This window comes from Actinosynnema sp. NPDC023587 (assembly GCF_040640215.1).
Taxonomy (GTDB): Bacteria; Actinomycetota; Actinomycetes; order Mycobacteriales; family Pseudonocardiaceae; genus Actinosynnema.
Genome location: NZ_JBFABG010000015.1, coordinates 74,069 through 90,062 on the forward strand (window position 1 = coordinate 74,069; position 15,994 = coordinate 90,062).

The window sequence follows — 15,994 nt, forward strand, 5'->3', positions numbered from 1 at the left end:
GAAGTTGAACGACGACGGCGTGCACCGGTTCCAGGCCGGTGACGTCGCGGGCGCGATCGCCTCGCTGGAGGCCGCCTGCCGGGTGGCGGACCAGCAGCAGCGCACGACGACCCTGGTCAACCTGGCCGGCGTGCTCGACGCGTCCGGTGACCGGGCGCGGGCGGCGGACGTGCTCACCGAGGCGCTGGCGGTCGCCGGGCCGGACGCGCTCGCGGTCGTGCACGGCTCGCGCGCCGACGTCCTGTTCCAGCTCGGCCGGCTGGAGGAGGCGCGCCAGGACGTCGAACGGGGCTTCGCCACCGCCCGGCCGCACGAGAAGGTCGTGCTGCACCACGTCCGCGCGGGCCTGCTGCTGGCCGAGGGCCGCCTCGCCGAGGCCGAGGCCGAGGCGCTGACCTCCGCCGAACTCGCCGCCGAGCACGCGCCGCACCTCGCCGGGCACGCCTACGCGAACCTGGCGGCCATCGCCGAGGCCGCCGGCGAGCCGGCCAAGGCCGCGCACTACCGGCGACTGCTCGACCCGCCCGAGGACGTGCGGCCGGTCGGTTCGCGCTGGCACCGCTGCGTCACCCTCAACAGCCGGGGCGCGGCGCTCGTGACCGCCGGTGACACCGCCGGCGCGCTGGCCGCGTTCGAGGCCGCCTACCGGGAGACGCTCGGGTCGGACGAGGTCGAGGCCCTGGTCTGCCGGGCGGGCGTCGCGGGCAACCTCGCGGGCGTGACCGACCCGCTGCGCTGGACCACCGAGGCGATCACGCTCGGCCGGACCGTCCTGGACCGCGTCGGCGACCGCTACGGCACGGCGGACGTGCTGGTCGACGCGCTGGTCGCGCGCGCCCAGCACCTGCGGCACGCGGCCAGGGCGGACGACGCCCTGACCGACCTCGCCGCCGCCGAGGCGCTGGCCGGCGCGCAGCCGCCGGTCCTCGCGGTGCGGGCGTCGGTGCTGGCGGACGTCGGCCGCTTCGGCGAGGCGTCGGACGTGGCGTCGGCGGCGCTGGACCTGGCCTACGCCTCCGCGCCGCACCTGGCCGCGTTCGTGCACGCCACCCTGGCCGACATCGCGGACGGGACCGGCGACCGGGCGGGCAGCGCCGAGCACCTCGGGCTGGCCCGCGACCTGGCGCAGGCGACCGGCGACGTGGCGATGCGGGCCACCGCCGTGCTCAGCCTGGCCCGGCTGGCCTACCTGGAGTCCGCCAACGACCGCGCCGTCGCGCTCTACGCCGAGGCCGAAGAGCTGCTGCGGGCGGCGGGCGACCGGCGTCGGCTGCTGGTGTGCCTGCACGGCCGGGCCGCCGTCGAGGTGGTGCTCGGCCGGCCGCGCGAAGCGCTGGAGATGCTGGACCGCGTCGCGGCCGAAGGCGGCGCGACGCCGGTGGAGCGGATCGCGGTCTGCCAGGTGCGCGGGTCGGCGTTGGAGGCGTCGGGGCAGTACGCGGCGGCGGACGAGCAGTACGGCGAGGCGGTCGGGCTGGCGGTCCGGGCCGGGCTGTGGCACGTCGCGCTGGGCGGCGCGTGGTGGCGGGCGGACGCGCTGGTGCGGTGGGCGTCCACTGTGGACGGCGCGGCCCGGCGCGAGCTGAGCGGGCGGGCACTGGACTGGGCGCTGCCCGGCGCGCTGGCGGCCGAGGCGGTGCGGCAGCGGTTCGCGCACGGCCCGGTGCGGGAGCGGTGGGTCGCGCTGGCCGCCGCGCCCGCGACCCGGTCGGCGTTCACCGCGATCGCCGCCGTGGGTGACGTCGAGCTGGCCGCCGCCTACGTCGACCACATCGCGGCCACCGTTTCGCTGAGCCCCGCCGAGGAGGCCCCGGCCGGGCGCGGGGAACTGGTGCTGCTCCCGCTGCCGCCCGCGACCGGGGAGGAGCACCTCCCGTACGCGGCGTCGTTCCTGGCGGGCGCGGGGCAGGACCCGGCCTTCCCGGCGACGGGGTTCGCCCTGCCGCCGAGGGTGCGGCTCGACCCGGCCGTGCCGTCCGCCCTGGACCGGTGGATCGACGTGGCCGAACACCGCTACGGGTTCCCGGTGCGCTCGGAGCAGGTGGTGTCGTCGTGGTAGCGGTGCAGGTCAAGTTCGTGGACGCGGGCGAGCTGTACGTGTCGTGGCGGTGGGAGCACGAACCCGACCGGCCCCGGGTGCGGGTGCTGCCCCGGTCCGAGGTGCGGGGCCCGCTGGCAGACCTGGCCCGCGCGACTCCGTCGCCGCTGCCGGGCGAGAGCGCGGGCGACGCGCTGGTGCGCGCGCTCACCCACGGGCCGCTGGTGGACCGCGACCGCGAAATCGAGCTGTCCACCCGGCTGGCCCGCGCGGTGCTGCCGAACCCGCTCGCGGTCGAGCTGAACGCGGTGCTCACCGCCGGCGGCCGGCCGCACCTGCGGATCAGCCCGTCGCCGTCGACCGCGCTGGTGCCGTGGGAGGCCCTGCGCGTCGACGAGGGCGAGCGGACCGTGCACCACGCCGACGTGTCGGTGCTGCCGCCCGCGACCGTGCGCAACGCGCCGGGACGCCGGGTCTCGCCGTTCGGCGGGCCGGTGGTCGGGGTGCTCGACCCGAGGGTGCCCGGCTTCGGCGACGCGTCGGGCCTGGGCTCGGTGCTGGGCGCGCCGGGGCCGGAGCTGGTCGCGCTGGCCGCCGGCCACGCGCCCGGCGGCGTGCGGCGCGACGACATCGACCGGGACGTGCTGGAACACGCGCTGCGCGACGCCGGGCGGCTGCTGTACGTCGGGCACGTCACGACCGGCGGGCACGGGCTCGACGCGCGGCTGCACCTGTCGTGCGGCACCGGCACCACGGGCCGGGCCGCGCCGGTGGGCGCGCACCGCCCGCTGACCGCCGCCGACATCGCCCTGGGGCACCGGCCGGGCGCGCCGCGACCGTGGCGCATCCCGAACCGGGTCGCCCTGGTGGCCTGCGAGAGCGGTGGCGACGTCCGGTTCGCCGAGCCGACCGGCCTGGTGGCGGCGATGGTGCACGGCGGGGCGGAGTACGTGGTGTCCACCCGCTGGACGCTGCCGACCGACGCGGGCCTGGCCGCGCTGGTACCCGGTTTCCCGCCCACGCCCGTGCTCACCCCGGCGGTGCTCGCGGTGGACGCCGCCCAGTCCGCGCCGGACCCGGTCGCCGCGCTCGGCGCGTGGCAGCGCGAGCGGGCCACCCGCTGGGAGCGGACCGGCGACCCGGCGTGCTCCCCGGTCGTGTGGGCCGCGTTCGGCACCGCCTGGGCTCCCCCCGCGGTGACCGGGCGGTGACCGGGCGGTGCCGGTGATCCACCGCGCGACGACCCCGGCTGCACGCCCGCCGTCCGGCGGCACAGCGCACACCGGGGCCGCCGCGCGGGACCCGGGTCCTATCCTGGGGGCCGGCGGGGACGAGGGGGAGCGGCAGTGCGATACGCGGCCATCGGCGACAGCTTCACCGAAGGCGTGGGGGACGAGCGCCCGGACGGCACGTGCCGGGGGTGGGCCGACCGGGTGGCGGAAGGGCTGGCGACCGCGCTCGGCGAGCCGGTCCAGTACGCGAACCTCGCGGTCCGGGGCCGCCTGCTGGAGTCGATCGTCACCGGTCAGCTCGACCTCGCGCTGGCGATGGACCCGCTGCCGACCATGATCACGTTCAACGGCGGCGGCAACGACATGATGCGCCCCGGCGTCGACGCGGACCGGCTGGTGCGGCTCACCGAGCACGCGGTCCGCCGGTGCGCCGACGCGGGCGTGCGGCTGGTGCTGCTCAGCGGCGCGGACCCGTCGCGGCGGCTGCCGTTCGGCCGCACCATCCACCGCCGGGGTGTCGCGCTGACCCGCGCGGTCAAGGCCCTGGCCCGGCGCAACGACCTGCTCATGGTGGACGCGTTCAACGACGTCGAGGTGCGCCGGCCGGCCTACTGGTCACCCGACCGGCTGCACCTCGGCGCGGCCGGGCACGCCCGGGTCGCGTCGCTCGTGCTCGCCGCCCTGGGGCACCCGACCGCGCCCGAGCCGGTGGAGCACCCGGTGGTGGCCCGGAAGCTCGCCACCGAGGCCCGCTACTACCGCGAGCACGTCGCGCCGTGGCTGGCCCGGCGGCTGCGCGGCCGGTCCTCCGGCGACGACCACCCCGCCAAGCACACCGGCTGGACGTCGGTCGAGGCGCTGCCGACGCCCTGACCGGGTCAGCGGCCCAGCCCCAGCGCGGTCGCCAGGGCCCGCAGGTCCTCGCGCAGCGCGGGTTCGGCGGACGCGTCGACGCACCCCGTGGAGATCCGGAACGACAGCCGCAGGTCCTCCGCGACGATCACCGCGACCGGGCTGCTGCCCTCCAACCGCCCGACGTAGCGGCCCTCGGGCAGGTCGACCGCGCGCCGCAGCAGCGCTTCGAAGTCCTCCTCGACCTGCTGCGGCACGGTCGCCGTGACGTTCAGCGAGATCTCCACCACCTCGGGCGAGGGCCCCAGGAACACGTCGTTCTCCCGCGCGCAGCCGGTCGTGACGAGGTCGAACGGCACGCCGGGCACCTCCGGGTAGCCGGTGGTGCGCCCGGTCAGCGCGGTGATCGGGGCGGCGACGGCCTCGGCCGGCTGCGGCGGCTGCACCGTCGCGCGGTCCAGCAGCGCGATGCCGAACAGCGCGGTGCACAGCGCCCACACGGACAGGCCGAGCGCGAGGAACCCGCCGCCCGCGGACAGCTTCGGCGTCAGGTCCAGCGCCCGGTCGCGCCCGTCGAGGCCGTACTGGGCGTCCAGGTCGGGGCGGGCGTCCCGCAGGGCGGCGGTGAACTCCTCGTAGGGGTGCTGGTGACGCCACCGCAGCCGGTAGCGCTCGCCGGGCGTCTCGATCTCCAGCACCCTGCGGTCGAACGCGTCGGACCGGCGCAGCGCGACGAGCCCGCCGACCACCAGCGACTGCGGTAACCAGAACGCCAGCCAGAACGGCTTGGCGGACACGCGGCCGAACCGGGTCGCGACGATCGAGTCGTACCGGATGCGGTTCGCGCCCAGCACCAGTTCGTCCGCCCCGAACACCGCCGTGCGCGGCCACCACGTCGCCAACCACCCGGCGAGGCCCGCCACCAGCAGGTCGGCGAACACCATCACCCAGAACGTCGGTCGTTCCGGGGTGACGGTGATCGCCCACCCGTGCCACACCGCCGCCGTCAAGGCGACGCCGGCCACCGTCCACGCCCGCACACCGGCGGAGTTCAACCAGACCTGCCCGCTCTCCGTCACACCACGGCTGACGTGATCGGCCCCCCGCCGGTTCCGGTTTCTCAGGCGAAGGCGCTGACGACCTCCTCGGCGCGGTCGCGGTCGGTGTGCAGCCGCCACGCGACCTCCGCGAGGTCGTCCGGGTCCAGGGTGTGGTCGACCGCCGGCCCGAACGCGGCGGGGTCGGCGAGCGCCGCCCGGTGGATGTCACCCCGCTCGACCAGCCCGCCGATGGTCAGGCTGCCCGCGTAGACGCCCTGGTCGGCCAGCGCCGCGTGCAGGGTCAGGGCGTAGTTGCGCAGCGCGGCGGCGGCCAGGGCCAGCGCGCCCAGCGGCGGCATCGGCAGCACGGCGCTCAGCCCGCCCGCGAACAGCAGCGAGCCGGACCCGCGCCCGACCATGCCCGGGAGTAAGCGCTCGACCACGTCCACCGCCGGGTACACCCGGTCCATGGCGGCGCGGACGTCGGCCGAGCCGATGTCGGTGATCGGTGTGGGCGGGGTGTCGAGGTCGGCCGCGCCCGGCCCGTAGTAGAGGACGTCGACGCCGCCGAACCGCTCGACGATGGTGTCCACAGTGGACAGCAGCGCGGCGCGGTCGCGGGCGTCGGCGGCGAACGCCTCGGCGCGCACCCCCGCCGCGCCGAGTTCGGCGACGTAGCCGGGGTGCCGGGTGGTCGTGCGGGAGACCAGGGCGACGGCGTGGCCCTCGCGGCCGAACCGGTGGGCGATGGACATGCCCAGACCGGGGCCCACGCCGAGGACGACGGCGGTCTTGCTGGGGGACATGGGGTGCCTCTCGTGGTGAGGTGGTCAAGTCGAGGTAACCCTCGACTTCCATGTCGACGCTAGCATGAACCTGAGGGTGCCCTCGATTTCGTATGATGACCGGATGGCAGCCGAACCGAAGCCGTTGCGCGCGGACGCCGCGCGCAACCGGGCGAAACTGCTGGCCGCCGCCACCGAGGTGTTCGCCGAGCAGGGCCTGGCCGCGCCGCTGGAGCACGTCGCGCGGCGGGCGGGGGTCAGCATCGGCACGCTCTACGCGCACTTCCCGAACCGCCGGGCGTTCCAGGACGCGATCTTCCCGGCGCGGCTGGCCGTGCTGGACCGGATCGCCGAGACCGCGCTGGCCGAGCCCGACCCGTGGACCGGGTTCGCCGGGTTCCTGGAGGGCGTCTTCGCGTTGCAGGCCGAGGACCACGGGCTCAACGACGCGCTCGCCCAGCGCTTCCCGGAGGGCGGCGAGCTGGCCGAGGTGTGCCGGCGCGGTGCCGGCCACGCCGAGCGGATCGTGGCGCGGGCGCAGGCCGCCGGGCGGTTGCGGGCCGATTTCGAGTTGGCCGACCTGGCCGTGGTGACCACGGCGGTGTCGCAGGTCATCCGGGAGTCGATGGGGACCGCGCCGCACGCCTGGCGGCGGTGCCTGGCGTTCTTCCTCGACGGGCTGCGGGCCGAGGCCGCGCACCCGATCCCGGAACCCCGACCACTGTGACAGGTACCTGTCGACCGGTGACGAGCTCGCCGGGCCGGCCGGCCTCACCAGCGCCCGGTGTCAGGTGCTCGGCGTGGTCGACCACGAACCCGGCACGGTCGCGGGTGTCCCGGACCACGGGGCTGACCAGGCAGGCGGTCCGGCAGACCGTGAACAGCCTGGCGCGCGACGGCCTGGTCGCCTTCCGCGACAACCCGCTCGACCGCCGGGCCCACCTGGTCGCCCTTACCCCGCGCGGCCGGGTCGCGCTGCGCGACCTCGGCGACCTCCTGGCGGACCGGTGACGCGGCGGAACTCGTCGCCCGGTGATCCACGTCACCGCCCCCGACGTGCGATTTCCCCGTTGACCGGAACCGGACTCGACGTGACCGCGTCGGCGTTCATACAGTGGACGTCGACGGCACCGGCCCACCGCCGGGTGTCGTGGCAACGCGATTCGGGGGGCGGGCATGGCCGGGTTCGAGATCGTCGCGGGGACGTTGGACGGTCACAGCAAGCGGCTGGAGGACCTGAGCGCGCGGATCGAGGGCGCGGTGCAGGCGGCGCAGACCGTCTCCATGCCCACCGACGCGTACGGGATCATCTGCCAGCCGTTCCGGATGATGCTGGACCCGGTGGAGTCGTGGGGGCTCCAGGCGCTGCGAGGTGCCGTCGAGGCGATGGAGGCGGCCGGCACGGCGGTGCGGGGCACCGTCGCGCAGTACCGCGAGATGGAGGACTCCATCCGCGACAGCTTCCAGGCCGGGGACTGATGGCCGGAGGGCATTCCCTGGCGGCAGCGCCACCGGTGGAGTTCGCTGCGGGCGTTGCCTGAAGGCCGTTGACCGGTCTGCCGAGTGTCCACGATGGACGTCCATAGTGGACATAGGGCAGGTAGGCGCGGATCAGCGCCAGGCCGATGCGCGGCACATCGGCCTCGTCGCGGTAGGCCAGGTGCACCGGTTCGCAGCGGGGCGCGAACTTCGCCTTGAACGGCGCAGCGACCGGAACTCGTACAGCGCTTCCAGCGCGCCGCCCGGCTTGGCCAGCACCCGGTCGACGCCGTCCAGGCACGCCGACGCGGTCATGAACTTCATCACCGGCCGGAACCCGTCGGTGCGGTGGCGCATGACGTCCAGCGTCCACCCGCGCATCGCGACCAGCGCCGCGCGCGTGGTGCCCAGCCGCAGCTCGCGCCCTCGGCCGCGCCTGGCCCGGCGCGCCCCACCAGCGGCCCCGTCGCCGCAGACTGCCAGCACCCGGCACCCGGCACCCGGCACCCGGCACCCAACGGCCGGTGTCACGGTTCGTGGCGGCCCGCGAACAGGTCGACCAGCGGGTCCCACCGGTTGCGCCGGCCCGCCGGGAACCGCCGCCGGGCCCGGAGCATCCGGCGCGATCCCGGCGGGTACCCGCGCCGCGCCCAGCACGAGGTCGGCCGCGCCAACCGCAGTGCCGCGACCCAGGCCACCACCGGCACGAACAGGCCCACCACCCCCATCAGCGTCCGTCCTTTGAGGATCGCCACGACCGAGCACAGCACGTTCACCGCGACCACGGCCAGCGCCACCCAGTGGTTGTCCTCGGGGTCCTCGTCGAACGGCGACAGGCCCGCCAGCATCAGCAAGCCGACGACCAGCGCCACCAGCACCGCGTCCACCGACCGCCGCCCCTCGGGGCCCCAGTAGACGTCGTCGAGCCGCAGCCACAGCGCGAACTCGTCCAGGGTGAGCGCCGCGCCCACGCCGAACAGCGCGCCGGTGAGGTCCGCCCACCCCTCGCGCGGGTGGTAGACCAGCCCGGTCGAGCCGACCGCGAGCAGCAGGAAGATGCCGAACACCTGGTGGTGGAGGTGCACCCCGCCCACCGACAGGTCCCGGAACGGCCCGCGCCCGGCCCGGATCAGGCCGGTCACCAGCCTGGTCACCAGGAAGGTCACCACGAACGCCGCCACCATCCAGGCGACGACGGAGCGGTCGGCCACCGCACCCGCCTCCTCACCGGCTCCGGGTCCTCGCGGCACTGTGGCCCAGGTCTCGGCGCGCCGCCACTCGACCGTCCGCAGTGGACGGGCGGGGGCTGCACGATAATCGCGGTATGCCGGTTGTGCTGAGTGTGGGGGACGCCCGTCGCGGCGGGTTCCGTGCGGCCCGTGGTTGACGTGCTGCGCAGGGTGCCGTTCACCGCGTCCGTGGTCGCGGTGATGCTCGTGGTCGGGGTGGCCACCGGGTCGCTGTGGACCGAGGCGTCGGCCCAGCCCTGGTACGGGCAGGTGGCGTTCGGCGTGCCGGCGTTCGAGGAGGGGCGCTGGTGGACGCCGGTGACCGGGGCGTTCCTGGCGTTCGTGCCGGTCGCGTACCTGCCGATGACCGGGTCGTTCGCGCTGTTCGTCGGTGCGGCCGAGTGGTTGCGCGGGACGCGGTTCGCCGTGGTCGCGGCGGTGGTCTCGCACCTGGGCGCGGTGCTGCTGAGCGTGTTGCTGCTGCTGGTGCTGCGCGAGACCGGCTGGGAGTGGGCGGTGCGCGTCGCGGGGACCGTCGACGTCGGCTTCTCGGCGGGCGCGCTGGCCGTGGGGGCGGTGGTGTCGGCGTCCTTGCCGCAGCCGTGGCGCGGCCGGGTCCGGCTCGGCCTGGGGCTCTACGTGGTGGCGTCGTTCGTGTTCCTCGGCTCGCTGGCCGACGTGGAGCACCTGGTGGCCGGTGTCGCCGGGCTCGCGGTGGGCGTGCGGGCGGACCGCGTGCCCCGCCGGGAGGTCGCGGTGCTCGCGGTGGTCTCGGCCGTGGTGGTGACGGCGGTCGGGTTCGGGCTGGGCGCGGTGCTGCCGGCGCAGAGCCCGTTGGGGGACAACACGCACGTCTCCACGGTGCTGACCGGCGTCGTGGTCTCGCTGGTCGTGGGGTGGTCGTTGGCCTTCGGCGGGCCACACCTCCCGCTGCGGAAGGAGCTGCGATGACGTCCCGGTGGCCGCGCGGTGTCTACGGCTCGGGCGACGAGCCCGACTACCGCTTCAGCTTCGCCAACGAGCGGACGTTCCTGGCGTGGATTCGCACCGCGCTGGCGCTGCTCGCGGCCGGGGTGGCGGTGGACGCGGTGGACCTGGGGCTGCCGGGCGCGCTGGAGACGGGGCTGTCGCTGCTGCTGATCGGCCTGGGCCTGGTGTGCGCGGTCGTGTCGTGGCTGCGGTGGGCGAGCAGCGAACGCGCGATGCGCCACCAGCGGCCGTTGCCGTCGTTCGCGGTGGGGGCGGTGTTGGTGGTCGGGGTCGTGGTGGCGGCGGTCGTCGTGCTGGTGCTGAAGGCTTAGCGCGTGGAGCGGGGCGCGCAGAACGAGCGGACGGCGCTGGCGTGGCAGCGGACCGCGCTGGCGATGATCGCCGGTTCGGCCGTGCTGGTCCGGCTCACCGTGGACCGGGTGGGGCTGGTCGCGGTGGTGGGCCTGGGGGTGACCGTCGCACTGGGACTGGTGGTGCTGGTCGCGGCCCGGTCGCGCTACCAGGGCGGCCTGCGCGGCCGGCGCGGTGGCGCGGTGCTGCCGGCGGCGGTCGCGGCGGGCACGGTGGTGATGGTCCTGGTCGAGGCGGCAGCGGTGCTGCTGCCTCGCTGAGCGGGTGTCCCGAGGGCTCGGGCCAGGGGCGCTGCCGGGTGAACCGGTCGCGGTCGTAGTCGCCCGGCTCGCCCACGGGCGGATGTGGTGCGCACGACTGTAGTGCGGCCCACACCGCCTTGTTCCCGTCAGTGCTAGTCCGACCGCCGCGTTGTGCTTACGGTGTCCGGACGGCGGTCCGGTGTGCTCCGACCACCCCCGCCCACACCGCGAACGCCGCCCTCGGGGCGACAACCCGAGAGGAAGCCGATCCATGTGCGCCGCCTGCGGTGTCCCGACCCACCAGGCCGACCCGGTCCCGACCTCCGGGGTGGCCACCGCGCCGCCCCGCCGGTTCGCCGCGTTGCGCAACCGGGACTGCCGGCCGTACCTGTTCGGCACGGGGCTCGCGATGATGGCCGACAACATCGAGCACGTCATCACCTACTGGGTGCTGTGGGAGAAGTTCCAGTCGCCGGCGCTGACCGGGTTCCAGGTGATCAGCCACTGGGCCCCGTTCCTGCTGCTGTCGGTGTGGTTCGGCTCGCTGGCCGACCGCTACGACTGCCGCCGGGTGATCCAGGTCGCCCAGGGCCTGTTCATGGTCGTGTCCGTGGCGTGGGGCGTGCTGTTCCTCACCGACTCGCTCCAGATGTGGCAGGCGTGCGTCCTGCTGGTGCTGCACGGCATAGCGGGCGCGCTGTGGGGGCCGGCCGAGCAGTTGATGCTGCACGACTACGTCGGCAAGGACGAGCTCCCGAGCGCGGTCCGGCTCAACTCGACGTTCCGCAGCCTGGGAATCCTGTTCGGACCGGTGGTCGGCTCGGCGCTGCTGCTGGGTCTGGGACCGACCGCCGGCATCTTCGCCAACGTCCTGTTCTACCTGCCGCTGACGGTGTTCCTGTTCCGCACCCGGTTCACCGGGCACACCCGGGACCACCACCCCCGCACCAGGGTCGGCCTGCGGGACTCGTTGCGGGTGTTCCGCGAGGTCAAGTCCAACCGGACGTTGATCAGCATGATCGTGCTGGCGGGGCTCGGGTCGTTCTTCATCGGGGCGTCGATGCAGACCTCCATGCCGATCTTCGCCAAGGAGCTGGGCGTGGGCGGGGCGGGCACCGCCTACGGGGTGCTGCTGTTCGCCAACGGCGCGGGCGGTGTCATCGGCGGTGTGCTGATGGAGGTGACCCGCCGGATCAAGCCGACCGTGCCGACGGCGGTCCTCGCCACCGCCGTCTACGGCCTGACCGGGCTCGGGTTCGCGCTGACCGGGAGCTACCCGCTCGCGGTCGGGTTGCTGGTGGTCGGCGGGGTGGCGAACCTGGCGTCGATGTCGATCACCCAGACCGTCGTGCAGTTGCTCAGCCCGCCCGCCGACCGGGGGCGCGTGCTGGGGCTCTACGGCCTGTCCTCGGGCGGGCTGCGCACCGGCAGCGGGTTCACGATCGGGCTGCTGGGCGTGTACGTGGGCGTGCCCATGGCCTTCGCCTACAGCTCCGCCGCGCTCTGCCTGGGCACCCTGGTGGCGGGCGTGCACGCCCTGCGGGGGCGGCGGGCCGCTGCGGCGGCATGATGTAGGGCGTGGAGTCGACCCGTGTGGACCGCTGGCTGTGGGCGGTCCGGCTGACCAAGACCCGCCCGGACGCCGCAGCGGCCTGCCGGGGCGGGCACGTCCGGATCAACGACCGGCCCGCCAAGCCCGCGACGGTCGTGGTGCCCGGTGACCAGGTGCGCGCCCGCGTCGGCGACACCACCAAGGTCGTCGAGGTGGTCCGGGTGATCCAGAAGCGGGTCGGCGCGGCGGACGCGGCGACCTGCTTCATCGACCGCACGCCCGCCCCGACGCCGGAGGCCGCGAACCCGGTGGCCCGCCGGGAGCGGGGCGCGGGGCGTCCCACCAAGCGTGAGCGCCGCGTCCTGGACCGCTTCCGCTCCGGCGACCTCTGAGAAGCTGTTCCCGGCCGGCGGGGTCGGGGGAGTCGGCGGCTGGTGATGCGGATTCGGAAACGAACGCGTACTTGTCGTGCGGGTGTTGGCTCCGGACGATGCTGTTGATTGAACGGGTGAATTATTGCCCGCTGTAATGGTCCAGGCTGAATCAACAGATCGAGGCAAGCGATGCGCAGGAATTTTTTAACGGCCGGTGCCTGCGTGGTGGCCGTCGTGGCGTTGACTGGTGCGTGCCAGTCCGGCGGCACCCCCGTTGCCACGGACGGCACCACCGACCAGGCGAGCCCCGCGGTTCCGACGAGCAGCAGCTCGGGGGTCGAAACCGGTACGAGTGAGGCGGCGGGTACGCCTGTCAGCATCACCGCGACGGTGACGTACCCGTGGACCCCGCTCATCAACAGCAGCGTGGACGCCCAGCCCCAAAGCCTGAACGCGAAGGCGGACACCACCTGCTCCATGGAGAAGCAGGTCGAAACCTGCGACAGCCCCGGGCCGTTCAAGGGTGACCCGATGACCATCGTCTGCTTCGACGAGACCGAGGTCGGCGGCATCATCGGCGTCGTCCTCTCGAAGGAGCAACTGGTGCGTCCCGACCAGGTGCGATTCCAGAGCAGGCAGGGTGACCTGCCGGTGGGCTTCACGACGGTCAACGCCATCGGCGACTGGGACTACATGCTCTTCAAGGGACTCGCCGAGAAGCTCGGTGCCACCGTCGAAGACGGTTTGCAGTGCGAGAAGCACACCACCCGCGTTCGGTAATAGCGCGGAAACGGCTATTGGCCGGTCGAGTACGAGGACCACGGCGGTCGCCGACCCGCACGGTCCGCGATCCCGCCGAACGCGGCCAAGGCATCTGTGATGCCCGACACGTTACGGTGGTCGCGGCCACGACCGCCGCATCCCGCGCGTCGCAACGGCATGAACCGTGCGTGGTGGCGTTCGCCGTGGTTGCCGGCCGGGGTCGCGGTGGTGCCGTCCGCGCTCCTGCTGTGGTCGGGCTCGGTGGTCGGCGGGTACTGGTTCACCGGCCTGGTCGCGCTGGCGGGCTGGGTGGTGGTCGCCGTGGCGTGGCTGGTGCTGGTGGTGCTCGCGATCCGCGCCCTGCCCGCGCCGCGCGCTCGGCACCCGGGCCGGCTGTGGGCGTTCCTCGCGGTGCCGCTGGTGGCGGTGGCCACCTCCGGGATCTCCGGCAGCGGCGTGACCCGGCACGCGTCCTTCGAGGTGCACCGGTCGTCGTTGGAGGCCCTGGCGGCGGAAGTCCGGGCGTCCCCGCGCGGCCTCCTCGCCGACCGCTCGTTCGCGCTGCTCACCGTCTCCAGCGCGCGCCGCGAACCGGGCTCGGGCTGCGTCACGATGTCGATCGCGGGCGCGGGCTTCCTCAACTCGACGGGCTACGCGCACTGCCCGGACCACGTGCCGGCCAGTACCCGGCCCGGCACGGACGGCCACCTCTTCAAGCACCTCGACGGCCCTTGGTACACCTACGTGCTGGAGTGGTGACCCTCCCCGGTCGGGGGCAGGCGGCGACGGCCGGCGAAACCCAGGTCGGCGCGGTGGTACCAGTGCAGGCCGGTGTCGCCCTCCAGCCAGCACAGCAGCACCGGCACCCCGTCCAGTTCGGCCGGGAAGTCCACCAGCAGCGGCGCGAAGCCCTTCAGCTCCGCACCGGTGGCCTGCACCGCGCTCATCAGGTCGTCCAGCCGGGCCTGGGCCGCCTTGAACTCGGGCAGACCGCCGAGCCCGGTCGGTTCGCCCGCGCCCAGCGCCGAGGACAGCTCGGCGGCGTCGGCGCGCAGCGCCACGATCTCGTCCAGCACCGGCCGCAACCGGTCGAGCTCGTGCCTCGCCTCGGGCAGTGTGAAGAGTCCCAACGTCCTACCTCGCCGAGTGGTCCGGACCAGCACGGCCCAGGCTACGGGGTCGGCGCGGGTGACGTCGGTGTGCCCGCCCCAGAGGCCGACCACCGGTTCGCGTCCTGGAACACCGCGCGCGACGCGCCGGTGTCGGCGGTGTCGGCGGTGTCGGTGGTGTCCAGGCAGGACGCGAACGCCTCCCGGACGGGGGTGAACAGCGGATCGCACGGGGCGCGGACTTCGGCCACGCGCGGCAACCTGGTGCGGGCCGACCGCCGGGCGAAGCGATGTCCCTACGCTGGCGGGCGTGGCGGACGTCCCCCTGCACGAATCGTCGGCGCACCTGCTGGACGGGCCGGTGCGCGACCTGCCGGACCGGGTCGCCGGCGGCGTCGCGGCGACCCTGGCGGCGCGGTTGGGGCTGCGGCCCGCCGACGTGGACCGGTCGGCGCTGGTCACCGCCGCGATCGCGGAAGCCGAGCGGCTCTCCGACGTGGTGGTGCGACCGGAGCACCTGGTGCTCGCCTGGGCCCTGGTCACGGGCGTGCCGCCCGCGCCGGCGCGCGAGGCGTTGCAGGTGGTGGTGGCGGAACACGCGCACGCCGACTACGAGAACCTGACGCCGTGCCCGGCCGCGAAGCCCCCGCTCGTGGTGCTGGTGGCCGGGGTGCCGGGTACGGGCAAGAGCACGCTGGCCGAGGGGTTGGCACGACGGTTGCGCGCCCCGGTGTTCTCGGTGGACTGGCACCTGGGCGCGCTCGTGCCGTTCGGGGTGCTGCGGGAGGACAACGCGGTCCCGCTGGCGGAACTCACCCTCACCGCCGCGACGGCGCGTCAGGTGCGGCTCGGCCTGGACGTGATCGTGGACGCGACGGCGCACCGCGCCGAGACCCGGGCGCGGTGGCGGTCGTTGGCCGCGAAGCTCGGCGGGGTGTTCGTCGGCGTAAAGTGCGTGTGCTCGGACGAACGGGCGCAGCGCGAACGGGTCGAAGGTCGGTCGCGGGGAATCCCGGGTTGGCACCCCACCGTGTCCTGGGAGCACGTCCAGCGGATGAGAGCCCTGTGGGAACCGTGGGACGAACCGCACCTGGTGATCGACTCGGCGGTGGTGCCGCAGGCCGCAGCGGTGAAGGAGGTGTTGGCCCACCTGGGTTTCACCGCCGGGTGAGCGCCTCCACCAGCGCGCTGTGCGTGTCGGCGTCGGCCGCCGCCACGAGGCCCTGCGGTCCGGTGTGCAGCGGGCCGCCCGCCATGCCCGTGACGACGCAGCCCGCCGCCTGGCACAGGGCGATCGCGCCGGCGAAGTGCACGCTGTCGCGCAGTTCCCCGGCCGTCACGTACGCCGCCCGCCGCCCGCTCGCCACCCACGCCAGGGCCAGCGTCGTGGACAGCACCCTGGGCTGGAACGCGCCGGTGAACGCGCGGTCGGCGAGCATGCCCAGCACCGCCCGGTCCGGCACGTCGAGGTTGACGTCGACCAGTCGGCTCGCCGGGTCGGGCCGCAGCGGCTCGTCCGCGTCCACCCGCACCCGCGCCACCGCGCCGTCGGTCCAGAACACCTCGCCGGTGAACGGGTCCACCACCGCCGCCGCGACCACCCCGGTCCCGGCCCGCAGCGCCACGTTCACCGCCGCCAACGGCGTGCGCGCCGCGTAGTTCACCGTGCCGCACAACGGGTCGACCAACCACACCCGGCCCGACCCGGGCACCGCGCCACCGGTCTCCTCGCCGACGACCACGTCCGCCGGGCGGGCGTCGGCCAGCACGGCCGTGATCACCCGTTCGGCCGCCAGGTCCGCCGACGTGGCGAAGTCGTCGCCGGACTTGGCGAACCGCGCCAACTCGCCGCCGAACCGGGACCGCACCTCGGCCGCGCCGGCCACGGCCGCGCGGATGGCCACTTCGACGTCGGATTCCACTTCACCGACGCTACCGCGTCCTACCGGGTCGGGGTCG

20 protein-coding genes and 1 pseudogene are annotated in these 15,994 nt (G+C 74.8%); 14 read left to right on the forward strand and 7 right to left on the reverse strand.

The window, feature by feature from the left end; genetic code table 11:
* The first annotated feature begins 4 nt into the window (after nucleotides 1-4).
* The 3 genes from AB0G01_RS29945 (at nucleotide 5) to AB0G01_RS29955 (ending at nucleotide 4,143) form a co-directional block, all read left to right on the forward strand.
* On the forward strand, nucleotides 5-2,059 hold the full coding sequence (locus AB0G01_RS29945) for a tetratricopeptide repeat protein (RefSeq protein ID WP_360952292.1): 2,055 nt from the start codon (nucleotides 5-7) through the stop codon (nucleotides 2,057-2,059).
* Nucleotides 2,053-3,249 carry a CHAT domain-containing protein gene (locus tag AB0G01_RS29950; protein ID WP_360952295.1) on the forward strand — a complete coding sequence of 399 codons (1,197 nt, stop codon included), beginning with the start codon at nucleotides 2,053-2,055 and terminating at the stop codon, nucleotides 3,247-3,249. The genes AB0G01_RS29945 and AB0G01_RS29950 overlap by 7 nt, the downstream gene beginning before the upstream one ends.
* A gap of 135 nt (nucleotides 3,250-3,384) precedes the next feature.
* Nucleotides 3,385-4,143 carry an SGNH/GDSL hydrolase family protein gene (locus tag AB0G01_RS29955; RefSeq protein ID WP_360952298.1) on the forward strand — a complete coding sequence of 253 codons (759 nt, stop codon included), beginning with the start codon at nucleotides 3,385-3,387 and terminating at the stop codon, nucleotides 4,141-4,143.
* A gap of 5 nt (nucleotides 4,144-4,148) precedes the next feature.
* On the opposite strand, the gene AB0G01_RS29960 is transcribed toward AB0G01_RS29955, so the two are convergent.
* Both AB0G01_RS29960 and AB0G01_RS29965 read right to left on the reverse strand, forming a co-directional pair.
* On the reverse strand, nucleotides 4,149-5,201 hold the full coding sequence (locus AB0G01_RS29960) for a hypothetical protein (protein ID WP_360952301.1): 1,053 nt from the start codon (nucleotides 5,199-5,201) through the stop codon (nucleotides 4,149-4,151).
* A gap of 41 nt (nucleotides 5,202-5,242) precedes the next feature.
* Nucleotides 5,243-5,968 (reverse strand): SDR family NAD(P)-dependent oxidoreductase, encoded by a 726-nt coding sequence (locus tag AB0G01_RS29965; RefSeq protein ID WP_360952304.1) that lies wholly within the window; start codon nucleotides 5,966-5,968, stop codon nucleotides 5,243-5,245.
* 103 nt (nucleotides 5,969-6,071) lie between these two features.
* Here AB0G01_RS29965 and AB0G01_RS29970 point away from each other — a divergent pair, with 103 nt between their 5' ends.
* From AB0G01_RS29970 to AB0G01_RS29980, 3 genes are all read left to right on the forward strand, one after another.
* Complete coding sequence (locus AB0G01_RS29970) at nucleotides 6,072-6,674, forward strand: helix-turn-helix domain-containing protein (RefSeq protein ID WP_360952307.1); 603 nt, start codon at nucleotides 6,072-6,074, stop codon at nucleotides 6,672-6,674.
* Nucleotides 6,675-6,778: 104 nt separating this feature from the next.
* Entirely contained in the window at nucleotides 6,779-6,958 is a 180-nt protein-coding gene (locus AB0G01_RS29975) for a MarR family transcriptional regulator (protein WP_360952310.1), read from the forward strand.
* A 165-nt stretch (nucleotides 6,959-7,123) separates the two neighbouring features.
* Nucleotides 7,124-7,426 (forward strand): type VII secretion target, encoded by a 303-nt coding sequence (locus AB0G01_RS29980; RefSeq protein ID WP_360952313.1) that lies wholly within the window; start codon nucleotides 7,124-7,126, stop codon nucleotides 7,424-7,426.
* Nucleotides 7,427-7,541: 115 nt separating this feature from the next.
* Here AB0G01_RS29980 and AB0G01_RS29985 read toward each other — a convergent pair.
* Nucleotides 7,542-7,807, reverse strand: a pseudogene (locus AB0G01_RS29985) (phosphatidylglycerol lysyltransferase domain-containing protein); the annotation flags it as partial.
* 146 nt (nucleotides 7,808-7,953) lie between these two features.
* Nucleotides 7,954-8,637 carry a hypothetical protein gene (locus tag AB0G01_RS29990; RefSeq protein WP_360952316.1) on the reverse strand — a complete coding sequence of 228 codons (684 nt, stop codon included), beginning with the start codon at nucleotides 8,635-8,637 and terminating at the stop codon, nucleotides 7,954-7,956.
* A gap of 168 nt (nucleotides 8,638-8,805) precedes the next feature.
* On the opposite strand from AB0G01_RS29990, the gene AB0G01_RS29995 reads away from it, so the two are divergent.
* The 7 genes from AB0G01_RS29995 (at nucleotide 8,806) to AB0G01_RS30025 (ending at nucleotide 13,685) form a co-directional block, all read left to right on the forward strand.
* Entirely contained in the window at nucleotides 8,806-9,606 is an 801-nt protein-coding gene (locus AB0G01_RS29995; RefSeq protein WP_360952319.1) for a hypothetical protein, read from the forward strand.
* The gene (locus tag AB0G01_RS30000) at nucleotides 9,603-9,956 is read left to right on the forward strand and encodes a DUF202 domain-containing protein (protein WP_360952322.1); all 354 of its coding nucleotides are present in this window, start codon (nucleotides 9,603-9,605) and stop codon (nucleotides 9,954-9,956) included. The genes AB0G01_RS29995 and AB0G01_RS30000 overlap by 4 nt, the downstream gene beginning before the upstream one ends.
* Nucleotides 9,957-9,959: 3 nt before the next feature.
* Complete coding sequence (locus tag AB0G01_RS30005; RefSeq protein WP_360952325.1) at nucleotides 9,960-10,256, forward strand: DUF202 domain-containing protein; 297 nt, start codon at nucleotides 9,960-9,962, stop codon at nucleotides 10,254-10,256.
* Nucleotides 10,257-10,509: 253 nt separating this feature from the next.
* On the forward strand, nucleotides 10,510-11,808 hold the full coding sequence (locus AB0G01_RS30010; RefSeq protein ID WP_360952328.1) for an MFS transporter: 1,299 nt from the start codon (nucleotides 10,510-10,512) through the stop codon (nucleotides 11,806-11,808).
* Between the two features lie 8 nt (nucleotides 11,809-11,816).
* Nucleotides 11,817-12,182 carry an RNA-binding S4 domain-containing protein gene (locus AB0G01_RS30015; protein ID WP_360952331.1) on the forward strand — a complete coding sequence of 122 codons (366 nt, stop codon included), beginning with the start codon at nucleotides 11,817-11,819 and terminating at the stop codon, nucleotides 12,180-12,182.
* 204 nt (nucleotides 12,183-12,386) lie between these two features.
* Entirely contained in the window at nucleotides 12,387-12,944 is a 558-nt protein-coding gene (locus AB0G01_RS30020) for a hypothetical protein (protein ID WP_360952334.1), read from the forward strand.
* A 210-nt stretch (nucleotides 12,945-13,154) separates the two neighbouring features.
* Nucleotides 13,155-13,685: a hypothetical protein gene (locus AB0G01_RS30025; RefSeq protein WP_360952337.1), complete on the forward strand. Its 531-nt coding sequence runs from the start codon at nucleotides 13,155-13,157 to the stop codon at nucleotides 13,683-13,685.
* Here AB0G01_RS30025 and AB0G01_RS30030 read toward each other — a convergent pair.
* Nucleotides 13,667-14,056, reverse strand: coding sequence for a DUF2203 domain-containing protein (locus AB0G01_RS30030; protein WP_360952340.1), 390 nt, complete (start codon nucleotides 14,054-14,056; stop codon nucleotides 13,667-13,669). The two genes, AB0G01_RS30025 and AB0G01_RS30030, sit on opposite strands and share 19 nt — an antisense overlap.
* A gap of 41 nt (nucleotides 14,057-14,097) precedes the next feature.
* Nucleotides 14,098-14,286: a hypothetical protein gene (locus tag AB0G01_RS30035; protein ID WP_360952343.1), complete on the reverse strand. Its 189-nt coding sequence runs from the start codon at nucleotides 14,284-14,286 to the stop codon at nucleotides 14,098-14,100.
* 59 nt (nucleotides 14,287-14,345) lie between these two features.
* Between AB0G01_RS30035 and AB0G01_RS30040 the strand changes: the two genes are divergently transcribed.
* Entirely contained in the window at nucleotides 14,346-15,206 is an 861-nt protein-coding gene (locus AB0G01_RS30040; protein WP_360952346.1) for an AAA family ATPase, read from the forward strand.
* On the opposite strand, the gene AB0G01_RS30045 is transcribed toward AB0G01_RS30040, so the two are convergent.
* On the reverse strand, nucleotides 15,193-15,957 hold the full coding sequence (locus tag AB0G01_RS30045) for an inositol monophosphatase family protein (RefSeq protein ID WP_360952349.1): 765 nt from the start codon (nucleotides 15,955-15,957) through the stop codon (nucleotides 15,193-15,195). The two genes, AB0G01_RS30040 and AB0G01_RS30045, sit on opposite strands and share 14 nt — an antisense overlap.
* Nucleotides 15,958-15,994: the final 37 nt, after the last annotated feature.

Bases quoted from the DNA above. Each gene is read 5' to 3' on its own strand.
- AB0G01_RS29965 (WP_360952304.1), bottom strand. From the start codon at position 5,968: ATGTCCCCCAGCAAGACCGCCGTCGTCCTCGGCGTGGGCCCCGGTCTG.
- AB0G01_RS29970 (WP_360952307.1), top strand. From the start codon at position 6,072: ATGGCAGCCGAACCGAAGCCGTTGCGCGCGGACGCCGCGCGCAACCGG.
- AB0G01_RS29980 (WP_360952313.1), top strand. From the start codon at position 7,124: ATGGCCGGGTTCGAGATCGTCGCGGGGACGTTGGACGGTCACAGCAAG.
- AB0G01_RS30000 (WP_360952322.1), top strand. From the start codon at position 9,603: ATGACGTCCCGGTGGCCGCGCGGTGTCTACGGCTCGGGCGACGAGCCC.
- AB0G01_RS30010 (WP_360952328.1), top strand. From the start codon at position 10,510: ATGTGCGCCGCCTGCGGTGTCCCGACCCACCAGGCCGACCCGGTCCCG.